The sequence below is a fragment of the Amycolatopsis sp. NPDC051716 genome, assembly GCF_040681595.1.
Lineage (GTDB): Bacteria > Actinomycetota > Actinomycetes > Mycobacteriales > Pseudonocardiaceae > Amycolatopsis.
In genome coordinates this window covers 1-15,802 of sequence record NZ_JBFAZA010000017.1, presented here as the reverse complement: position 1 = coordinate 15,802, position 15,802 = coordinate 1, and the positions used below count along the sequence as shown (strand labels likewise).

13 protein-coding genes are annotated in these 15,802 nt (G+C 73.5%); 9 read left to right on the top strand and 4 right to left on the bottom strand.

Translation table 11 applies throughout. The annotated features are described in order from the left end of the window. Nucleotides 1–32 precede the first annotated feature (32 nt). A complete protein-coding gene (locus AB0M30_RS23620; protein ID WP_364587127.1) occupies nt 33–902 on the bottom strand; it encodes an NAD(P)H-hydrate dehydratase in 870 nt (289 codons plus the stop codon). Beyond that, nucleotides 880–1,599: a histidine phosphatase family protein gene (locus AB0M30_RS23615; RefSeq protein WP_364587124.1), complete on the bottom strand. Its 720-nt coding sequence runs from the start codon at nt 1,597–1,599 to the stop codon at nt 880–882. The genes AB0M30_RS23620 and AB0M30_RS23615 overlap by 23 nt, the downstream gene beginning before the upstream one ends. An 81-nt stretch (nt 1,600–1,680) precedes the next feature. Between AB0M30_RS23615 and AB0M30_RS23610 the strand changes: the two genes are divergently transcribed. Continuing rightward, nucleotides 1,681–2,904 carry a GAF domain-containing SpoIIE family protein phosphatase gene (locus tag AB0M30_RS23610; protein ID WP_364587121.1) on the top strand — a complete coding sequence of 408 codons (1,224 nt, stop codon included), beginning with the start codon at nt 1,681–1,683 and terminating at the stop codon, nt 2,902–2,904. Nucleotides 2,905–2,926: 22 nt separating this feature from the next. On the opposite strand, the gene AB0M30_RS23605 is transcribed toward AB0M30_RS23610, so the two are convergent. Next, nucleotides 2,927–3,310, bottom strand: a complete 384-nt coding sequence (locus tag AB0M30_RS23605) for an STAS domain-containing protein (RefSeq protein WP_364587118.1) — start codon at nt 3,308–3,310, stop codon at nt 2,927–2,929. A gap of 166 nt (nt 3,311–3,476) precedes the next feature. Between AB0M30_RS23605 and AB0M30_RS23600 the strand changes: the two genes are divergently transcribed. The 6 genes from AB0M30_RS23600 (at nt 3,477) to AB0M30_RS23575 (ending at nt 11,291) form a co-directional block, all read left to right on the top strand. Further along, the gene (locus tag AB0M30_RS23600) at nt 3,477–3,857 is read left to right on the top strand and encodes an STAS domain-containing protein (RefSeq protein ID WP_364587115.1); all 381 of its coding nucleotides are present in this window, start codon (nt 3,477–3,479) and stop codon (nt 3,855–3,857) included. Beyond that, the gene (locus AB0M30_RS23595) at nt 3,857–5,440 is read left to right on the top strand and encodes a GAF domain-containing SpoIIE family protein phosphatase (RefSeq protein WP_364587112.1); all 1,584 of its coding nucleotides are present in this window, start codon (nt 3,857–3,859) and stop codon (nt 5,438–5,440) included. The genes AB0M30_RS23600 and AB0M30_RS23595 overlap by 1 nt, the downstream gene beginning before the upstream one ends. Further along, nucleotides 5,437–5,868, top strand: a complete 432-nt coding sequence (locus tag AB0M30_RS23590) for an ATP-binding protein (RefSeq protein WP_364587109.1) — start codon at nt 5,437–5,439, stop codon at nt 5,866–5,868. Before AB0M30_RS23595 ends, AB0M30_RS23590 begins: the two co-directional genes overlap by 4 nt. A 64-nt stretch (nt 5,869–5,932) precedes the next feature. After that, a complete protein-coding gene (locus AB0M30_RS23585; protein ID WP_364587107.1) occupies nt 5,933–10,018 on the top strand; it encodes a SpoIIE family protein phosphatase in 4,086 nt (1,361 codons plus the stop codon). Next, entirely contained in the window at nt 10,015–10,314 is a 300-nt protein-coding gene (locus AB0M30_RS23580) for an STAS domain-containing protein (RefSeq protein WP_364587104.1), read from the top strand. The genes AB0M30_RS23585 and AB0M30_RS23580 overlap by 4 nt, the downstream gene beginning before the upstream one ends. Before the next feature lie 245 nt (nt 10,315–10,559). Continuing rightward, complete coding sequence (locus AB0M30_RS23575) at nt 10,560–11,291, top strand: GAF and ANTAR domain-containing protein (protein WP_364587567.1); 732 nt, start codon at nt 10,560–10,562, stop codon at nt 11,289–11,291. Nucleotides 11,292–11,294: 3 nt separating this feature from the next. Here the strand turns inward: AB0M30_RS23575 and AB0M30_RS23570 are convergent, their stop codons facing one another. Continuing rightward, entirely contained in the window at nt 11,295–11,705 is a 411-nt protein-coding gene (locus AB0M30_RS23570) for an ATP-binding protein (protein ID WP_364587101.1), read from the bottom strand. A gap of 123 nt (nt 11,706–11,828) precedes the next feature. Here AB0M30_RS23570 and AB0M30_RS23565 point away from each other — a divergent pair, with 123 nt between their 5' ends. Both AB0M30_RS23565 and AB0M30_RS23560 read left to right on the top strand, forming a co-directional pair. Next, nucleotides 11,829–15,098: a glucodextranase DOMON-like domain-containing protein gene (locus tag AB0M30_RS23565; RefSeq protein ID WP_364587098.1), complete on the top strand. Its 3,270-nt coding sequence runs from the start codon at nt 11,829–11,831 to the stop codon at nt 15,096–15,098. A 19-nt stretch (nt 15,099–15,117) separates the two neighbouring features. Beyond that, nucleotides 15,118–15,678 (top strand): DinB family protein, encoded by a 561-nt coding sequence (locus AB0M30_RS23560; protein WP_364587096.1) that lies wholly within the window; start codon nt 15,118–15,120, stop codon nt 15,676–15,678. The last annotated feature ends 124 nt before the right edge of the window (nt 15,679–15,802 follow it).

Here is a 15,802-nt window from a genome sequence, read left to right as displayed (position 1 = left end):
GCCGACACGCGTGATCAGGAGGTCGACACGGCTCAGCGCTCCAGCTCGGCGATGACCCGCGGGATCTCCGCCACGAGTTCGCGCGCCAGCAGGCCGGTGCTGCCGGTGTCCGGGATCAGGCGCTGGCCGGCCACGGCGTGGACGTGCGTCGCCCAGCAGGCCGCCTGGTCCACGGCGCCGCCGCGGGCGAGGAAGCCGCCGGTCAGGCCGGCCAGCACGTCGCCGCTGCCGGACGTCGCCAGCCCGACGTGGCCGCTGCCGTCGCGCCAGGTGCGCCCGCCCGGCTCGGCGACCACGCCCATGAGCAGCACCACGCCGCCGTAGCGGCCGGCGATCCGCACCGCCGTTTCCAGGTCGTCGACGTCCTTTTCCTCGCAGCCGTCGAGGAAAGCGGCTTCGACCCGGTTCGGGGTGAGGAGGAGCCGGCCCGCCAGGGGTTCGGCGAGCGCGGGGTCTCGGCTCAGCGCGCCCAGCGCGAACGCGTCGAGCACCACCTTCGCGTCCGGGGCGATGGCGGGCACCAAGCCGCGCAGCAGCTCTTCGGTCTCCGAAACGCCGGTGAGGCCGGGGCCGACCACGACGGTGCCGGCGTCGGGGAGCACCTCGGCCAGCCGGTCGACGGCCTCGGCGGCGATCGCCCCGGTGCCGGTCTCCGGCAGCCCGAACACCGACGACTCGGGCACCGAGACACCGATCGCCGTCGCGTGCCGTTCGGCGACCGCCAGCTGCAGCGTGCCGGCTCCGGCGCGCAGGGCGGCGGTGCCGGACAGCGCCGGCGCGCCGGGCACGGTCCGGGCGCCGCCGACGACGAGCACGGTCCCGCGGTCGTCCGGGCCGATCCGCCAGTCCCGCAGCAGGGCCGGGCTGATCGGCGCCGGGTCAGGAGAGCTGCTGCGCGGCATCGTCGTCCGCCGTCGGCGGGGTGTCGGTCTCGTGCAGGTGCCCGACTTCCTGGGCCAGCACCATCGTGAACCCGCCGTCGGAGTCGCGCTCCCAGGCCGTCACCGAGCCGTTCGGGACCTCGGTGGCGTCGGCGGCGCGCAGCAGGTCGGGCTCCGGCAGCCCTTCGAGCAGGTAGCGCAGGGCGAAGACGGTCATCTCGTGGGCGGCCAGCAGAACGCGCTTTCCGGCGTGTTCCACGCTCAGCTCGGTGAGCAGGGACCGCAGCCGCAGCACGACGTCCGCCCAGGATTCGCCACCCGGCGGCCGGTAGTAGAACTTGCCGAGCCGCCGCTTGCGCCGCAGCTCGTCGGGCCACCGCTCACTGACGCCGTGCGAGGTCAGCAGGTCCAGCACGCCGAGCTCGCGGTCGCGCAGCCGTTCGTCCGGGATGATCGTCACCCCTTCGGGGGCGGCCAGCCGGGCGGTGTCCCAGGCCCGGCGGTAAGTGGAGGTGATGACGACATCCGGCGGTTGCTCCGCGAGGAACTTCCCCGCCGCCGAAGCCTGCTCCCGCCCCAGCTCCGTGAGCGGCACGTCGGCGTCGCGTTCGGCGATGTCGATCACGTCCGCGCCGGCCGACTCCGCCTCTTCCCTGGCCACGTTCCCGGTGCTCTGGCCGTGCCGCAGCAGACCCACCCAGTCCAAGTCGACGTTCACGACGGCCTGGTACCCCGGGAGACCCGCCGTCGAAACCCGGGATGGTTAGGCCCGCAAAGGGGTTGCGGCTAGGGTCGTGCCATGTCGCGAAGTCTCGACGCCCAGAACCGGCTGCAGCAGCTGGAGGCGATCATCGGTGCGCCGGCCACCCACCTGGGGCTGGCCGAGATGCTCGCCGAAACCCTCCAGCGGCTGCGCGAGGTCATGGCGGTCGACACCGCGACCGTGCTGCGGTACCAGCCCAGCGGCCGCCAGCTGGTGGCCTTCGCGGCGGCCGGCATCGAGGAGGAGGTCCACCAGGGCGTGCGGGTGCCGGTGGGCCGCGGGTTCGCCGGCCGGGTCGCGCTCGAGCGGGCGCCGGTCATCCTCGACCACGTCGACGAAACGACCGTCGTGAACTCCCTGCTGTGGGAACGCGGGCTGCACTCCATGCTCGGCGTGCCGATGATCGCCGGCGGCGAGCTCGTCGGCGTGCTGCACATCGGTTCCGTGACGCTCCGGCAGTTCGGTGAGTCCGAAGTGATCACCATGCAGCTGCTCGCCGACCGCCTGGCGATGGCCGTCCAGGTGGAGGCGCTGGAGGAGAACCGCACCGCCACCATGGCGCTGCAGCGCAGCCTGCTGCCCGCCAGCCTGCCCGAGGTGCCGGGCCTGGCCTTCGGCGCCCGGTACGTGCCCGGTGCGGAGACCGGGCTCGGCGGCGACTGGTACGACCTGTTCTCCCTGCCGGGTGACCGGCTCGGCGTCGTGATGGGCGACGTCTCCGGGCACGGCCTCGAGGCGGCCGTGATCATGGGGCGGCTGCGCAGCGCCCTGCGGGCCTACGCCCTGGACTGCGAAAGTCCGGCCGAGGTGCTCGCCAAGCTCGACCGCAAGGCCAACCACTTCGAGCACGGGGCGATGGCCACGGTGGCCTACGGGATCATCGGCCCGGACCGCGAGGCGCTGACGTTGTCCCTCGCCGGGCACCTGCCCCCGGTGCTCGCCCTGCCCGGCGAGCCGGGCCGGCTGGTGGACTCGCCCCCCGATCCCCCGATCGGGCTGACCATCGGCGTGCCCGAGCGGCGCACCACCGTCGTCGAACTGCCGTCCGACGGCGTGCTGGTGTTCTACACCGACGGGCTGGTCGAGCGCCGGGACCGCCCGGTGGACGTCGGCATGGAGCAGCTGGCGCAGGCCGTGCGCGCCGGGGACCCCGAATGGGTCTGCGCGCAGGTCATGGCCGCGATGATCGGCAGCCGACCGGCCCAGGACGACGTCGCCGTGCTGGCGATCCGGCGCCGTGACGTCCCGGCCGGCGCCTGAGGCAGGGCCGGGACGATCCGGGTCAGGACCCGGTGAGCGCCGCTTCCCGGGTCGGGAAGAGCGACAGGCTTTCCTCGAGCCCGGTCAGCTGGATCGGGCGCAGGGTGGCCCGGCCGGACGCGACGATCCGCACCGCGGTGCCGGTTCCGGCGTTGCGGTGGATGGTCAGCAACGCAGTCAGGCCGGGCGAGGCGAGGAACTCGACCCGGCTCAGGTCGACCACCAGGACCGGCGGCTGCTCCGCCAGTGCCTCGTCCGCGGCCTGCACGAGCGCCGGTGCGGTGGTGGTGTCCACGTCCCCGGCGACCTCGACGACGATCGCTTCTCCCTGCTCCGTCCGGGCGATCCGGAATTCCCCGAACGGCACAGCGGTGGCCGAGCTTTCGAAGTGGGTGTGCTCGGTCATGGCGTTTGTCTCCTCGCCTTCGGCAACGCCCCCGGCAACCGGCGGGCGTGCGTGTTCACGAAGGCTGTTTGCTCAACCACGGTCAATCATGCCTGCCCGGGCGGCACACCGCCGTCTCAGCACCCCTCCGCTTCCGGTCGCGGCCCCGAACAGGCAAGATGTCGCCATGGGCGAACGGGACGTGACCGGGGACTCACTCGACGACGCCGCCAGTTCCGCGGGATCGGTCGCACTGGAGAACCTCGACGGTGCGGTGGTCCTGCGCGTCGACGGCGCTCTCGACCTCGCACTCGCGCCGAAACTGCGCCGGTTGGCCGAACGGGCGGCGCGGCTGGGGCCGCCGCTGCTCGTCATCGACCTCACCGGCGTCACGTTCCTGGCCTCGGCGGGCATGGCCGAACTCGTCCGGGCGCACCGCGGGCCCGCCGCGTCGGCGCCGCTGCGGGTGGTGGCCACCGGGCGGATCACGCTGCGCCCGCTGGAACTGACCCGGCTGGTCGACGAACTCGCCATCTACCCGTCGCTGCCGGAAGCGCTGGCGCCGTGATGACGTCCGGGCCGGCATTCGACGCGATCCTGGACGCCGTGCGCGCGGCCTTCGCCGGCCGCGACGGCGCTCCGGCGGCCACCGCGGTCCGCGCGCTCGGCCCGGCCGAGGTGCGCACGGTGCTCGGCGACCACGTCGCGCTGGCGGTCACCGATCGCCCGGTCCTCGCGAACCTGGTGCCGGGCACCGAGATCACCCACGCGATCGCCGTCGCGGCCGGCGACGGCGAGCACGGCGCGTTGGTCTACACCACCGAGGAGATCGGCGGAGGTCCCCCGGCCGTCGCCGCGGCCATCGAGGCCGCCACCGCCGGCCTGGCGGCCACCGTCCGGCGGCTGCGGAGCGAAGCCGCGGTCCTCGACGCGCTGCACTCCACGGGCCGCGAACTGACCGCGCACCTCGACATCGACCGGATCGTCCAGGAGGCGACCGACGCGGCCACGAAAGCCACCGGAGCCGCCTTCGGCGCGTTCTTCTACAACCTGATCGACGAACTCGGCGAGTCGTACACGCTGTACACGATTTCGGGCGTGCCGCGCGAAGCCTTTTCCCGGTTCCCGATGCCGCGCAACACCGAAGTGTTCGGGCCGACCTTCGACGGCGTCGGCACCGTCCGCAGCCCCGACATCACGAAGGATCCGCGATTCGGGAAGAACGCGCCGCACCACGGGATGCCGGCGGGGCACCTGCCGGTGTGCAGCTACCTGGCCGTCTCGGCGATCAGCCCGACCTCCGGCGAGGTACTGGGCGGGTTCTTCTTCGGCCACCCGGAGCCGGACCGGTTCACCGCCCGGCACGAATACCTCGCCGAGGGCATCGCCGCGTATTCGGCCATCGCGCTGGACAACGCCCGGCTCTACGAACGCGAGCGCACCCTGGCCACGGAACTGTCCCGCAGCATGCTGCCGGTGGCCCCGCCCACCCCGGGCCTCGACGTGCTCACCCGGTACCTGCCCGCGGCGACCGGGAGCAAGGTCGGCGGCGACTGGTTCGACGTGATCCGGCTGCCCTCGGGCGCCACCGCGTTCGTCATCGGCGACGTCGTCGGCCACGGCGTCACCGCCGCGACGGTGATGGGCCAGGTCCGCACGGCCATCCGCAGCTACGCCCTGCTGGAACTGCCGCCGTCGGAGGTGCTGCGCAACGTCTCCGAACTGACCGCCGGCCTGTTCGGCGAAAGCTTCGTGACCTGCTTCTACGCGGTCCACCAGGCCTCCACCGGGACGCTCGCCTACGCGAACGCCGGCCACCTGCCCGCGATCCTGATCCGCCCGGGCGAGCCGCCCGAGCAGATCGGCGAGGCACTGGCGCAGCCGCTGGGCGTCGGCTCGGTCTTCCCGCAGCGCACCGCGGGCTTCCCGGTGGGCGCGGATCTGGTGCTCTACACCGACGGGCTGGTCGAGAGCCGCACCCGGGACCTCACCCTGGGCATCGAATGGCTGCTTTCGGGTATCCCGGGACTGCTGACCGCGGCCGACCTGGAAACGGCGTGGGACAAGCTGGTCGACGAACTGACGCGTGGACGGCACGACGACGACATCGCCGTGATCCACGTGCACCACCGCGGAGAGGACACGCCATGACGGACCCCCTCCCGCCGGACGCACCCGCTCCCCCGGTCTCGTTCCACCGGCGCACGGCCGCGATCGCCGAACGGCTGCCGGACCTGCGCGAGGCCCTGTCGCGGTGGCTGGCCACGCTGGGCCGGTTCAACGTGCGCTTGAGCCTCGAACGCCGGGAGGACATCGTGCTCGCCGGGTACGAGGCGATGGCCAACTCGGCCGAACACGCCTACCCCCACGGGCAGGCCGGCCCGGTCGACGTCCGGGCCGAAGCACAGCCCGGGCGGGTGACCGTGACGGTCACCGACTACGGCACCTGGCGGCCGCCGGCGTCCTCGAACGGGCTGCGGGGCCGCGGCCTGCTGCTCATCGACACCCTCGCCGACCACAGCGCGCAGGTGCACCGCGACGACGGCACCACGGTCACCATGACCTGGCTGACCGGTTGACGTACCCGGCACGGCCGGGGCCGGTCGAGTAGGCTCGGCCCGGGCCGCGTGAACCTGGAGTGTGATGAGCGTCGGGGAAGAGGCCGGCCACCGCGCCGTGTTTCCCGGGACCAGCCGGATGGCCGCCCGGATGCGGGACTTCGACTGGACGTCGTCCCCGCTCGGGCCGCCGCGGGACTGGCCGGCCAGCCTGACGACGGCGGTCCGCATCTGCCTCACCTCCCGCTTCCCCATGATCGTCTGGTGGGGGCCGGAGCTGCGGTTCCTTTACAACGACGCGTACCTGCCGCTGCTGGGCACGAAGCACCCGGCGCTGGACAAGCCGGGCTCCGAGGTCTGGGCCGAGATCTGGCACATCATCGGGCCGATGCTGGACAGCGTGATGACCACCGGCGAGGCGACCTGGTCGGAGGACCTGCTGCTGCCGATGAACCGGCACGGCTACTGGGAAGAGACCTACTGGACGTACTCCTACAGCCCGGTGCACGACGACCGCGGCGCCGTCCGGGCCGTGTTCACCGCGGTCTCGGACACGACCGAGCGCGTGATCGGCGCCCGCCGGCTGGCGACGCTGCGCGAACTCGGCGCCCAGGCCGGGGTCGCCCGCACCGTGGACGAGGCCTGTGAGCTGGTCGCCGGCGTGCTGGGACGGGCGGCGGCCGACGTCCCCTACGCCGCGATCCACATCCGCGGGGCCGAGGGCGAACTGGCGCTCGCGGCCGTCACCCCCGGAGGGGCCGGCGCGGGTGACGAGACCGCGTGGCCGCTGAAGGACGTGCTCGCCGACGGGGTCGCGCGGACGGTGTCGGACGGGGTGTTCGGCGAGCTGCCCGCGGGCGGCTGGTCGACGCCGCCCACCGAGGCGATGGTGCTGCCCCTGCGCGGCGACGCCGGTGATGCCGCCACCGGGGTGATCGTGCTGGCGTCGAGCGCCGGGCGTGCGCTCGACGAGTCCTACCGGACGTTCCTGGGGCTGGTCGCCCAGCAGACGACGGCACTGGTCAACGGCGCGATCGCCTACCAGGTCCAGCAGCGGCGCGCCGAGGAACTGGCCGCCCTGGACGCGGCGAAGACCACGTTCTTCGCCAACATCAGCCACGAGTTCCGGACCCCGCTGACGCTGATCCTGGGCCCCGCCGCCGAGCTGCGCGAGGCGCTGGACGGCGCCGACGAGCGGGTGCGGGAGGAGGTCGAGGTCATCCAGCGCAACGCGTTGCGGCTCGGGCGGCTGGTGAACAACCTGCTCGACTTCTCCCGGATCGAAGCCGGCCGGATGCAGGCGCGCTTCGAACCGGTGGACCTCGGGACGTTCACCGCGGAGCTGGCGAGCGTCTTCCGCGCCGCCGTCGAACGGGCCGGGCTGGCGTTCGACGTCGACTGCCGCCCGTCGGACGAGCCGGTGTACGTCGATCGCGGGATGTGGGAGAAGGTCGTCTTCAACCTGCTGTCCAACGCGGTCAAGTTCACCTTCGACGGCGCGATCCGGGTGGCGAGCGCCGTCGACGCCGGGCACGCCGTGGTCGCCGTGTCCGACACCGGGATCGGGATCGACGCCGCCGAGCTGCCGCGCCTGTTCGAGCGGTTCCACCGGATCCCGTCCGCGCGGGCGCGGTCGAACGAGGGCAGCGGCATCGGCCTGGCGCTGGTGCGCGAGCTCGCCGGCATGCACGGCGGCAGCGTCACCGTGGAAAGCACGCCGGGCGCCGGGACGACGTTCCGGGTCCGGGTGCCGCTGGGCACCCGGCACCTGCCCGCCGAGCACGTCGTCGAGGAAGCCACGACCGGCCAGCTCACCGCGGACTCCGCGGAACCGTACGTGCAGGAAGCCCTGCGCTGGCTGCCGGACGGCGACCGGGCCACCGACCCGGCGGTCGTCGGCGACCGGCACCTGGGCGCCCGCGTGCTGGTCGCCGACGACAACGCCGACATGCGCGACTACCTCGTCCGGCTGCTGCGCGACGACTACGCGGTGACCGCGGTGCGCGACGGCGTCGAGGCGTTCGCCGCCGCCTGCGCCGAGCCGCCCGAGCTGATCATCAGCGACGTCATGATGCCGCGGCTGGACGGCCTCGGTCTGCTCGCCGAGCTGCGGGGCGATCCGCGCACCGCCGCCGTGCCCGTCCTGCTGCTCTCGGCCAGGGCCGGTCAGGAAGCCGCCGTCGACGGGCTGGCCGCCGGGGCCGACGACTACCTCGTGAAGCCGTTTTCGGCGCGGGAGCTGCTCGCCCGCGTCCGCACGACCGTGCAGCTGGCGAGGCTGCGCACGCAGCACGCCCGGTGGCGCGCGGCGATGATCGACTCGCTGCAGGAGGGTTTCTTCGTCTGCGACGCCGAAGGCCGGGTCGTGGAGATCAACACGGCGTTCACCGAGCTGCTCGGCTTCGGCACCGGCGGGCTGCCCTACACCCCGCCGTTCGCGTGGTGGCCCGATCGGGAGGCCGAACCCGCCGCCCACCGCCAGGTCGCGGCCGCCTTCGGTGGCGCGTGGGACGAGCCGGGCGGCAGCTTCGTGCTGCCGATGCGGCACCGGGACGGGCACCGGTTGTGGGTCGCGGTCGCCTACAACCAGCTGCAGGACGACGAGGGCCGCCGCCGGCTGGTCGGCACGATCCGCGACGTCACGGCCGAGCGCTACGCGGTCCAGCGCGAAAGCACGCTCGCCTCGATGAACCAGCGCCTCGCCGGGATCAGCGGGGCGCCGGAGGTGCTCCGGACCGCGCTGGAGCTGCTGCGCGAGCTGTGGGACGCCCAGCGCGTCCTCGCGGTGACCTGGCCGCGGGACGACGAGCCGGAGCTCGCGTCCACCGATCCCGCCGACCGGAGCTGGGCGGACCTCGCCGCGCCGCTGCGCTCGACCCTGGACCAGCTCCGTTCGCTCCCGGCGTTGCACGCGACCCCGGCCGGCAGCGGCGCGGGCACCACCGTCGACCACCCCGGCGGCCGGCTGACGCTGTGGGTCGAGCCCGCGCCGGGGCGCCCGCTCGGCACCGAAGACCGGACGCTGCTGGCGCTGCTGGCCGGGACGCTCGCGCACGCCCTGCGCCGCGCCTACCGCGACGACCGGCAGCGGGAGGTCGCCCTCGCGCTGCAGCGCTCGATCCTCGGGCCCGCCCGGCTTCCCGATGGCTTCGCGGTGCGCTACGAGCCGGCGAACCCGCCCCTGGAGGTCGGCGGCGACTGGTACGACGTCGTCCCGCTGGCCGGCGACCGGATCGGCATCGTCGTCGGCGACTGCGTCGGCCGGGGACTCGCCGCGGCCGCGGTGATGGGCCAGCTCCGCAGCGCCTGCCGCGCGCTGCTGCTGGAAGCCAGCAGCCCGGCGCACACGCTCAGCGCCCTCGACCGCTTCGCCGGGCGGCTGCCGGGTGCCCTGTGCACCACCGTCTTCTGCGGGGTGCTCGACCCGGCCACCGGCACCCTCACCTACAGCAGCGCCGGGCACCCGCCCGCCACCCTCGTGCACCGCGACGGCACGGCGGAGTTCCTCGACGAGGGCGGCAGCCTGCCGCTGGCCGTCGGGGTCACCGGGTCGCGCCCGGAAGCCACCGCGGTCGTGCCGATCGGGTCGCTGCTGATGCTCTACACCGACGGGCTGGTCGAGCGCCGCCGCGAGTCGCTCGACGAGGGCATGGGCCGGGCCACCACGGTCGCCCACGACACGCGGGACGCCGAGCTCGGCGAGCTGGCGACCGCCCTGATGGACCGGCTCCGCCCGGCCGAAGGCTACGAGGACGACGTCGCGCTGCTGCTCTACCGGCGGTCGATCCCCCCGCTGGACTTCGCGTTCGCCGCGCACCCGGACCACCTCGCCTCGACCCGCCAGTGGCTGCGCGCCTGGCTGGAGAACGCGGCTCTCGAGCCGGACCTCGCCCAGGACGTGCTCGTCGCGGTGGGCGAAGCCTGCGCCAATGCCGTCGAGCACGCCTACCTCGACGGCACCGGCGCGACCGCGCACCTCTCGGCCCGGCTCACCGGCGCCCACCTGGTCGTCACGGTGACCGACCGGGGCGACTGGAAGCAGCCGCCGCCGGACAACCACGTGCTGCGCGGGCGCGGCGTGCCGATGATGGAAGCGCTGGCCGACGCGGTCGCCTTCCGGCACGACGCCACCGGGACCACCGTCACGCTGGAATGGAGGATCGGTTCGTGACGACGGCACTCACGCTGGTCAGCGGCCCGGGCGACGACGGGGGCCGGGTCCTGTCCGTCACCGGGGAGATCGACATGAGCAACGCCGCGGAGTTCGGCGCGGCGCTGGACGGCGAACTGGCGGCGGGCGCCGTCACCGTGGACCTCACCGGGGTGGCCTACCTCGACAGCGCCGGCGTCTCGGTGCTGTTCGACCGGGCCGCCGAACACGACCTGCGGCTGGTCGCGCCGCGGCTGCTCGACCGCGTACTGCGCGTGTCCGGGCTCACCCAGGTAGTGAAGGTCATGATCCGCTGAACGGTTGACCGCGGGCTCATGGGGTAAGCAAGCCGCAGCGACGGCGAGTGGGTGGGTTGTGCTGCCGTCCGTCGCCAGGTGGCCCCGGCGCCCAACCCACGACGTTCAGCAGCGAGCGCCGGCCCGGAGCCACCGCCCCCTTCGATGTTGCGGAAGACGCACCGAACGCGGGTAAGGTTCTGCCGTTCCGTTGAAGCACAGCGGTTCGGCACGAGCCGCAGCCGTCCGGGACGGAGATGACGCCAGTGACCGGTGAGCCGATCCTGCCCGAGCACCTCGACGAGCTGACCGCCGCGATGGCGGACCTCACGGGCGCCCTGGAGACCGAACCAGCCGAAGGGGAAATCCTCGACGCCGTCTGCGCCGAAGCCCTCCGGGCCATCCCGGGCGCCGACATGGCCAGCATCACCGCGATCCGGGACGGCGAGCCGAAGACGGCGGCCAGCACGGACGAGCGCGCCGTCGAGATCGACCGGGCCCAGTACGCGGCGGGCGCGGGTCCCTGCCTGCAGGCCGCGGAGACCGGCGAGATCGTCCGGGTGCCGCTCGCCACGGCCGGGACGACGTGGCCGGAATTCACCGGACGTGCCCAGGAACTCGGGGTCGGCAGCTACCTCGCCGCGCCGCTGCGCGTCGACGAACGCCTCTCCGGCGCGCTCAACCTCTTCGGCTACGGCGACCACGGCTTCGCGGAGACCGATTCGCGGCTGCTGCACCTCTACACCACGGTCGTCTCGTTCGGGCTGCGCACCACGCGGCGCTACCACCGGGCCCGGCAGCGGGCCGTCGAACTCGAAGCGGCGATGCGGGCGCGCGCGGTGATCGAGCAGGCCAAGGGCATCCTGATGGCCGTGCACCGGATCAGTGCCGACGATGCGATGAAACGGCTGGTCACGGAGTCGCAGCGGACCAACGTGAAGCTCCGGGACATCGCGACCCGGTTCGTCGAAGACCTGTCCTCGACGAAGTCGACCTGAACCTCAGGCGCTGCGGCGGGCCGGGAACGGCCAGGTGAGCGTGATGACGGTGCCGCCGTCGGTCGAGCGGACGTCGAGCCCGTCGACCAGGGCCTGGATCAGGCGCAGCCCGCGGCCGCCGTCCGCCCGCTCCGCCACCGACTCCCAGCGGCCCTGGTCGGCGACGGTGACGATCAGCACGTCCTGGTCGATCCGGGCCCGGACGTCGATCAGCCCCGGCCGGCCGCGGTAAGCGTGGCCGAGCACGTTGGCCATCGCTTCCCAGCAGGCCAGCACGACGTCGTCGGCCTGCCGCCCGACCTCGTCGCCGGCGCGCCGCCGCAACCACGAGACCAGGTGCCGGCGCAAGCTCGGCAAGGTCCGTGGCGAAATCGTGCCGCGGTACCGCCATCCGTCCGATCCCAGCTCTTCCACGTTCACCTCCTCGGGGGATATCAGGTTTGCTACCCACCGGTTCGGATTCTCAATCACCGGTAAAGCCGCCCTGGCGCCGTTCGGACCTGGTGCGCGCCCGGGCGGCCGTGGTCGGATGGGCGGATGAATCGGTCGACGTCGTCCGTGGTGCTGTGCGCGGTGCTGGCCGCGACCCTCCTGCCCGCTGTGTCCACCACAGCCGACGCGGCCGCCGCGGCGCCCGGACCGGGCGCCGTCTCGCACTTCGGCCTGGCCCGCAAGGACTGCCTGGGCACCGCGCGGAACACGGCGAGCAAGGCGTGGTTCACCGTGGCGGGCGGCGTCCTCTCCGACGTCTACGCGCCGGTGATCGACAACACGAACGTCGAAACGCTGCAGTTCGCCGTCACCGACGGGCGCAGCTTCACCGACCTGCAGGCCCGCGACATGACCTACACGGTCCGCACGAGCGCGGGCGGGATGGCGTGCGAGGTGACGTCGACCCCACGCAGCGGGCGGTACCGGCTGATCACCGAGTACCTGGCGGACCCGGCCCGGACCGGCGTGCTCATCCGCACCCGGCTGGAGCCGCTGCGGGACTCCGGGCGGGACCTGAAGGTCTACGTGCGGTTCGACGCGAGCGTCAACGGCAACGGCGGAGGCGGCCCGGCCAACGGCGGCGGCGACACCGCCACGGTCGACCCGGCGACGTCCGCGCTGGTCAGCGCCGACGCGAACACCGTGTCCAGCGCGCCGGCCCGCGACTACGGCACCCCGCTGGCCGCCGCGCTGCGCGCCGACCGCCGGTTCCTGGCCACCGGCAGCGGCTTCGCCGGCACCGCGGGCGACGGCCTGGCCCAGCTGGACCGCGACCACCGGCTCAGCGACACGACCCCGTCGGCGGTGAACGGCAACGTCGTGCAGACCGCGCAGCTGGACCTCCAGCCGCGCCGCCCGGCGGTGCTGGCGCTCGGCTTCGGCGCGGACGCGCGCGCCGCCGTCGCCACGGCCGGGGCGAGCCTGCGCACGCCGTTCGAGCAGAGCTACCGCGAGTACGCGCGCCAGTGGCGTGACTACGACAACGGGCTGATCCCGTTACGGGGCAAGGACTCTGACGCTTACTACCAGTCGGTCAACGTGCTGAAAGCCAGTGAGGACAAGACCTTCCCCGGCGCGGTCGTCGCTTCGCTGGGCAGCCCGTGGGGTCAGGCGGTGTCCGCGGGTGACGCGCCCGGCGGGAAGCCGGTCTACTTCGGTTCCTACCGCGAGATCTTCGCGCGCGACCTCTACGAAAGCTTCTCCGGCCTGCTCTCCGCCGGCGACCGCGAGACGGCGCGGGCGAGTGTCCGCTGGCTGTTCGCGCGGCAGCAGCAACCGGACGGCCGGTTCCCGCGCAACTCGCTGCTCAACGGCAAGAAGGCCCCCGACTCCGGCGGTGACCAGCTCGACGAGAGCGCGTACCCGATCCTGATGGCCTTGCAGGCCGGGCTCGACCGCGACCGCACCCTCTACACCGACCACATCCGCGCCGCCGCCGACTTCGTCGTCGCGCACGGGCCCGCGTTCGGCTCGGAACGCTGGGAAGAGCAGGGCGGCTACTCCCCTTCGACGATCGCCGCCGAAATCGCCGGTCTGGTCGCCGCGGGCGTGATCGCCGACCGCAACGGCGACAGTGCGCGCGCGAACGTCTACCGCGCGACCGCCGACCACTTCCAGCGCAGCATCAAGGGCTGGACGGTGACGCGGAACGGGCCTTACGGCGGCCGGTACTTCCTGCGGCTGACGAAGAACGGCGATCCGAACTCGGAGTGGAACTACAACCTCGGCAACGGCTCGGTCGACGCCGACCAGCGCGCGATCGTCGACGCCGGGTTCCTCGAGCTGACTCGCCTGGGCGTGCTGCCCGCGAACGACCCGGACGTCGCCGCGTCGCTCGGCGTCGTGGACCGCGTGATCAAGCGGGACACCCCGGCCGGGCCGGGCTGGTACCGCTACGGGACGTCGACGCCGGGCAGCGAAGACGGCTACGGCGACTGCTACGAACCGGATCCGACGAACTGCGCCCCGACCGGCGCTCCCTGGCCGTCGACGAACGCCGGGTCCGGGCACCTGTGGCCGGTGCTCGCCGGCGAACGCGGCGAGCAGGCCGTGCAGACCGGCGACCGGGCCGGAGCGGCAGCGCTGCTGCGCGCGATGCGGGCGCAGACCGGCGGCACCGGCCTGATCCCCGAGCAGATCTGGGAGAACCCGGCGCTGCCCGCGTCGCCGTACGGCGCGGACCCGAAGACAGCATCGATCGGCTTCACGCCGGGGCAGTCCGTGGGCTCGGTGGCGCCGCTGAGCTGGGCGCAGTCGCAGTCGGTGCGGCTGGCCAGGGCCCTCGACGACGGGCGGCTGCCCGAGCAGCCCGCCGACGTCCGCTCGCGGTACGTCCACGCACCACCTGCTTTGGCTGTCACCCTCGACGCACCCGCGTCGGTGTCCACCGCGACCGCCCAGGTCACCGGCACCGCGCCCGCCGGCAGCCGCATCGACCTCGCCGTTTCGGCCACCGACGCGGGGACGACTTCGGTGCTGTCGACCCGGGCTTCGGCGGCGGGGACGTTCAGCGCCACGGTGCCGACGCCGCTCGGCGCGAACGTCGTCACGGCGGCCGCGACCGGCGCGGGAACCGGGTACGCGCAGAAGACGATCAGCTCGGACTTCGTCACCGGCACCGTCCTGCTGGACACCACGGACCCGGACGGCGACGACACCGGCCCGGGCACCTACACGTACCCGACGGCGGGCGACTTCCACGCGGGCGCGTTCGACCTGCAGCGGTTCCAGGTCATCGATTCCGGCACCACCCTGGTGTTCCGGGCGCAGGTGCGTGACCTGTCGCCGACGTTCGGCTCGCCGCTGGGCGCCCAGCTGCTGACGATCCACGGGCACGACCCGGCCGCGACGGCGACGTCGACCGCGGCGCCGTTCCCGAGCCGGGCGTACACGATCGCGCCGCAGGACGCATGGAGCCGGCGCATCGAGGTCCAGGGCTTCGCCGAGCCGTCGCTCGTCGACGCTTCGGGCGCTTCGCTGGCCACGCCGTCCGTGCAGGCTTCGCAGGCGACGCGGTACATCACGGTCAGCGTGGCGAAGACGGCCTTCGGGACGCCGGGGCCGGGCTGGACGTTCGCCGTGGTGCTCACCGGGCAGGACGGCAACGCCCCCGACCAGGCCCGGCCGTTCACGCCGACCGCGGGCCAGTACACGTTCGGCCTCTGCGCGGCCGGCGGGACGGCCCCGATCTGCGCCGCGGACCCGGCGACCGCACCCAAGGCGGTCGACGTGCTGACGCCGTCCGGAGTGGACCAGCAGCTCGAGCTGGACCCGGCCCGCGGGCCGGTCACCGTGCGCGCGGTGCCCGTGGGCTGAGTTCTGGCACCCTGGACGCATGATCGACGAGTTCGCGAAGCAATACCTGCACGGCGACCTGCGCGAGATCCGCGAAGAGCTGGTCGGCAAACTCGACGGGCTCGGCGAGTACGACATCCGCCGTCCCCTGACCGCGACCGGCACCAACCTGCTCGGTCTCGTCAAGCACCTGACCCTGACCGAAGCGAGGTACTTCGGCGACATCTTCGGGCGGCCGTTCCCCGAGCCGATGCCCCGGTGGGACGACCGCGAGGCGCGCGGCACGGACATGTGGGCGACCGAGCACGAGACACGCGCGGAGATCGTCGACCGCTACCGGCGGGTGTGGGCCCATTCCGACGCGACGATCACCGAGCTCGCCGTCGACACGCCGGGGCACGTGCCCTGGTGGCCCCGCCCGGACGTGCTGCTGTTCAACGTCTTGGTCCACGTGCTCACCGAGACCAGCCGGCACGCCGGGCACGCGGACATCCTGCGCGAACAGCTCGACGGCTCGCTCGCCACCGACGGCCACCGCGACGCGGAGTTCTGGGCCACCCGGCACGCGGAGGTCGAGCGGGCCGCCGAGGCCGCGCGCTGACGTCCACTGTGGACTCCCGACCCGGTGTCGCGCGGCCCCCGGGAGGTGGGGGGGGGGGTGCGAGAATTCGGTGGTGTTATGCGGCGGGGTCTAGTTTATTTGGAGGTGGGCGGTCGACGCGGGG

Coding starts and splice junctions, on each gene's coding strand:
- AB0M30_RS23620 (WP_364587127.1), bottom strand. CDS start 902: ATGCCGCGCAGCAGCTCTCCTGACCCGGCGCCGATCAGCCCGGCCCTG.
- AB0M30_RS23610 (WP_364587121.1), top strand. CDS start 1,681: ATGTCGCGAAGTCTCGACGCCCAGAACCGGCTGCAGCAGCTGGAGGCG.
- AB0M30_RS23605 (WP_364587118.1), bottom strand. CDS start 3,310: ATGACCGAGCACACCCACTTCGAAAGCTCGGCCACCGCTGTGCCGTTC.
- AB0M30_RS23600 (WP_364587115.1), top strand. CDS start 3,477: ATGGGCGAACGGGACGTGACCGGGGACTCACTCGACGACGCCGCCAGT.
- AB0M30_RS23595 (WP_364587112.1), top strand. CDS start 3,857: ATGACGTCCGGGCCGGCATTCGACGCGATCCTGGACGCCGTGCGCGCG.
- AB0M30_RS23590 (WP_364587109.1), top strand. CDS start 5,437: ATGACGGACCCCCTCCCGCCGGACGCACCCGCTCCCCCGGTCTCGTTC.
- AB0M30_RS23585 (WP_364587107.1), top strand. CDS start 5,933: ATGAGCGTCGGGGAAGAGGCCGGCCACCGCGCCGTGTTTCCCGGGACC.
- AB0M30_RS23565 (WP_364587098.1), top strand. CDS start 11,829: ATGAATCGGTCGACGTCGTCCGTGGTGCTGTGCGCGGTGCTGGCCGCG.
- AB0M30_RS23560 (WP_364587096.1), top strand. CDS start 15,118: ATGATCGACGAGTTCGCGAAGCAATACCTGCACGGCGACCTGCGCGAG.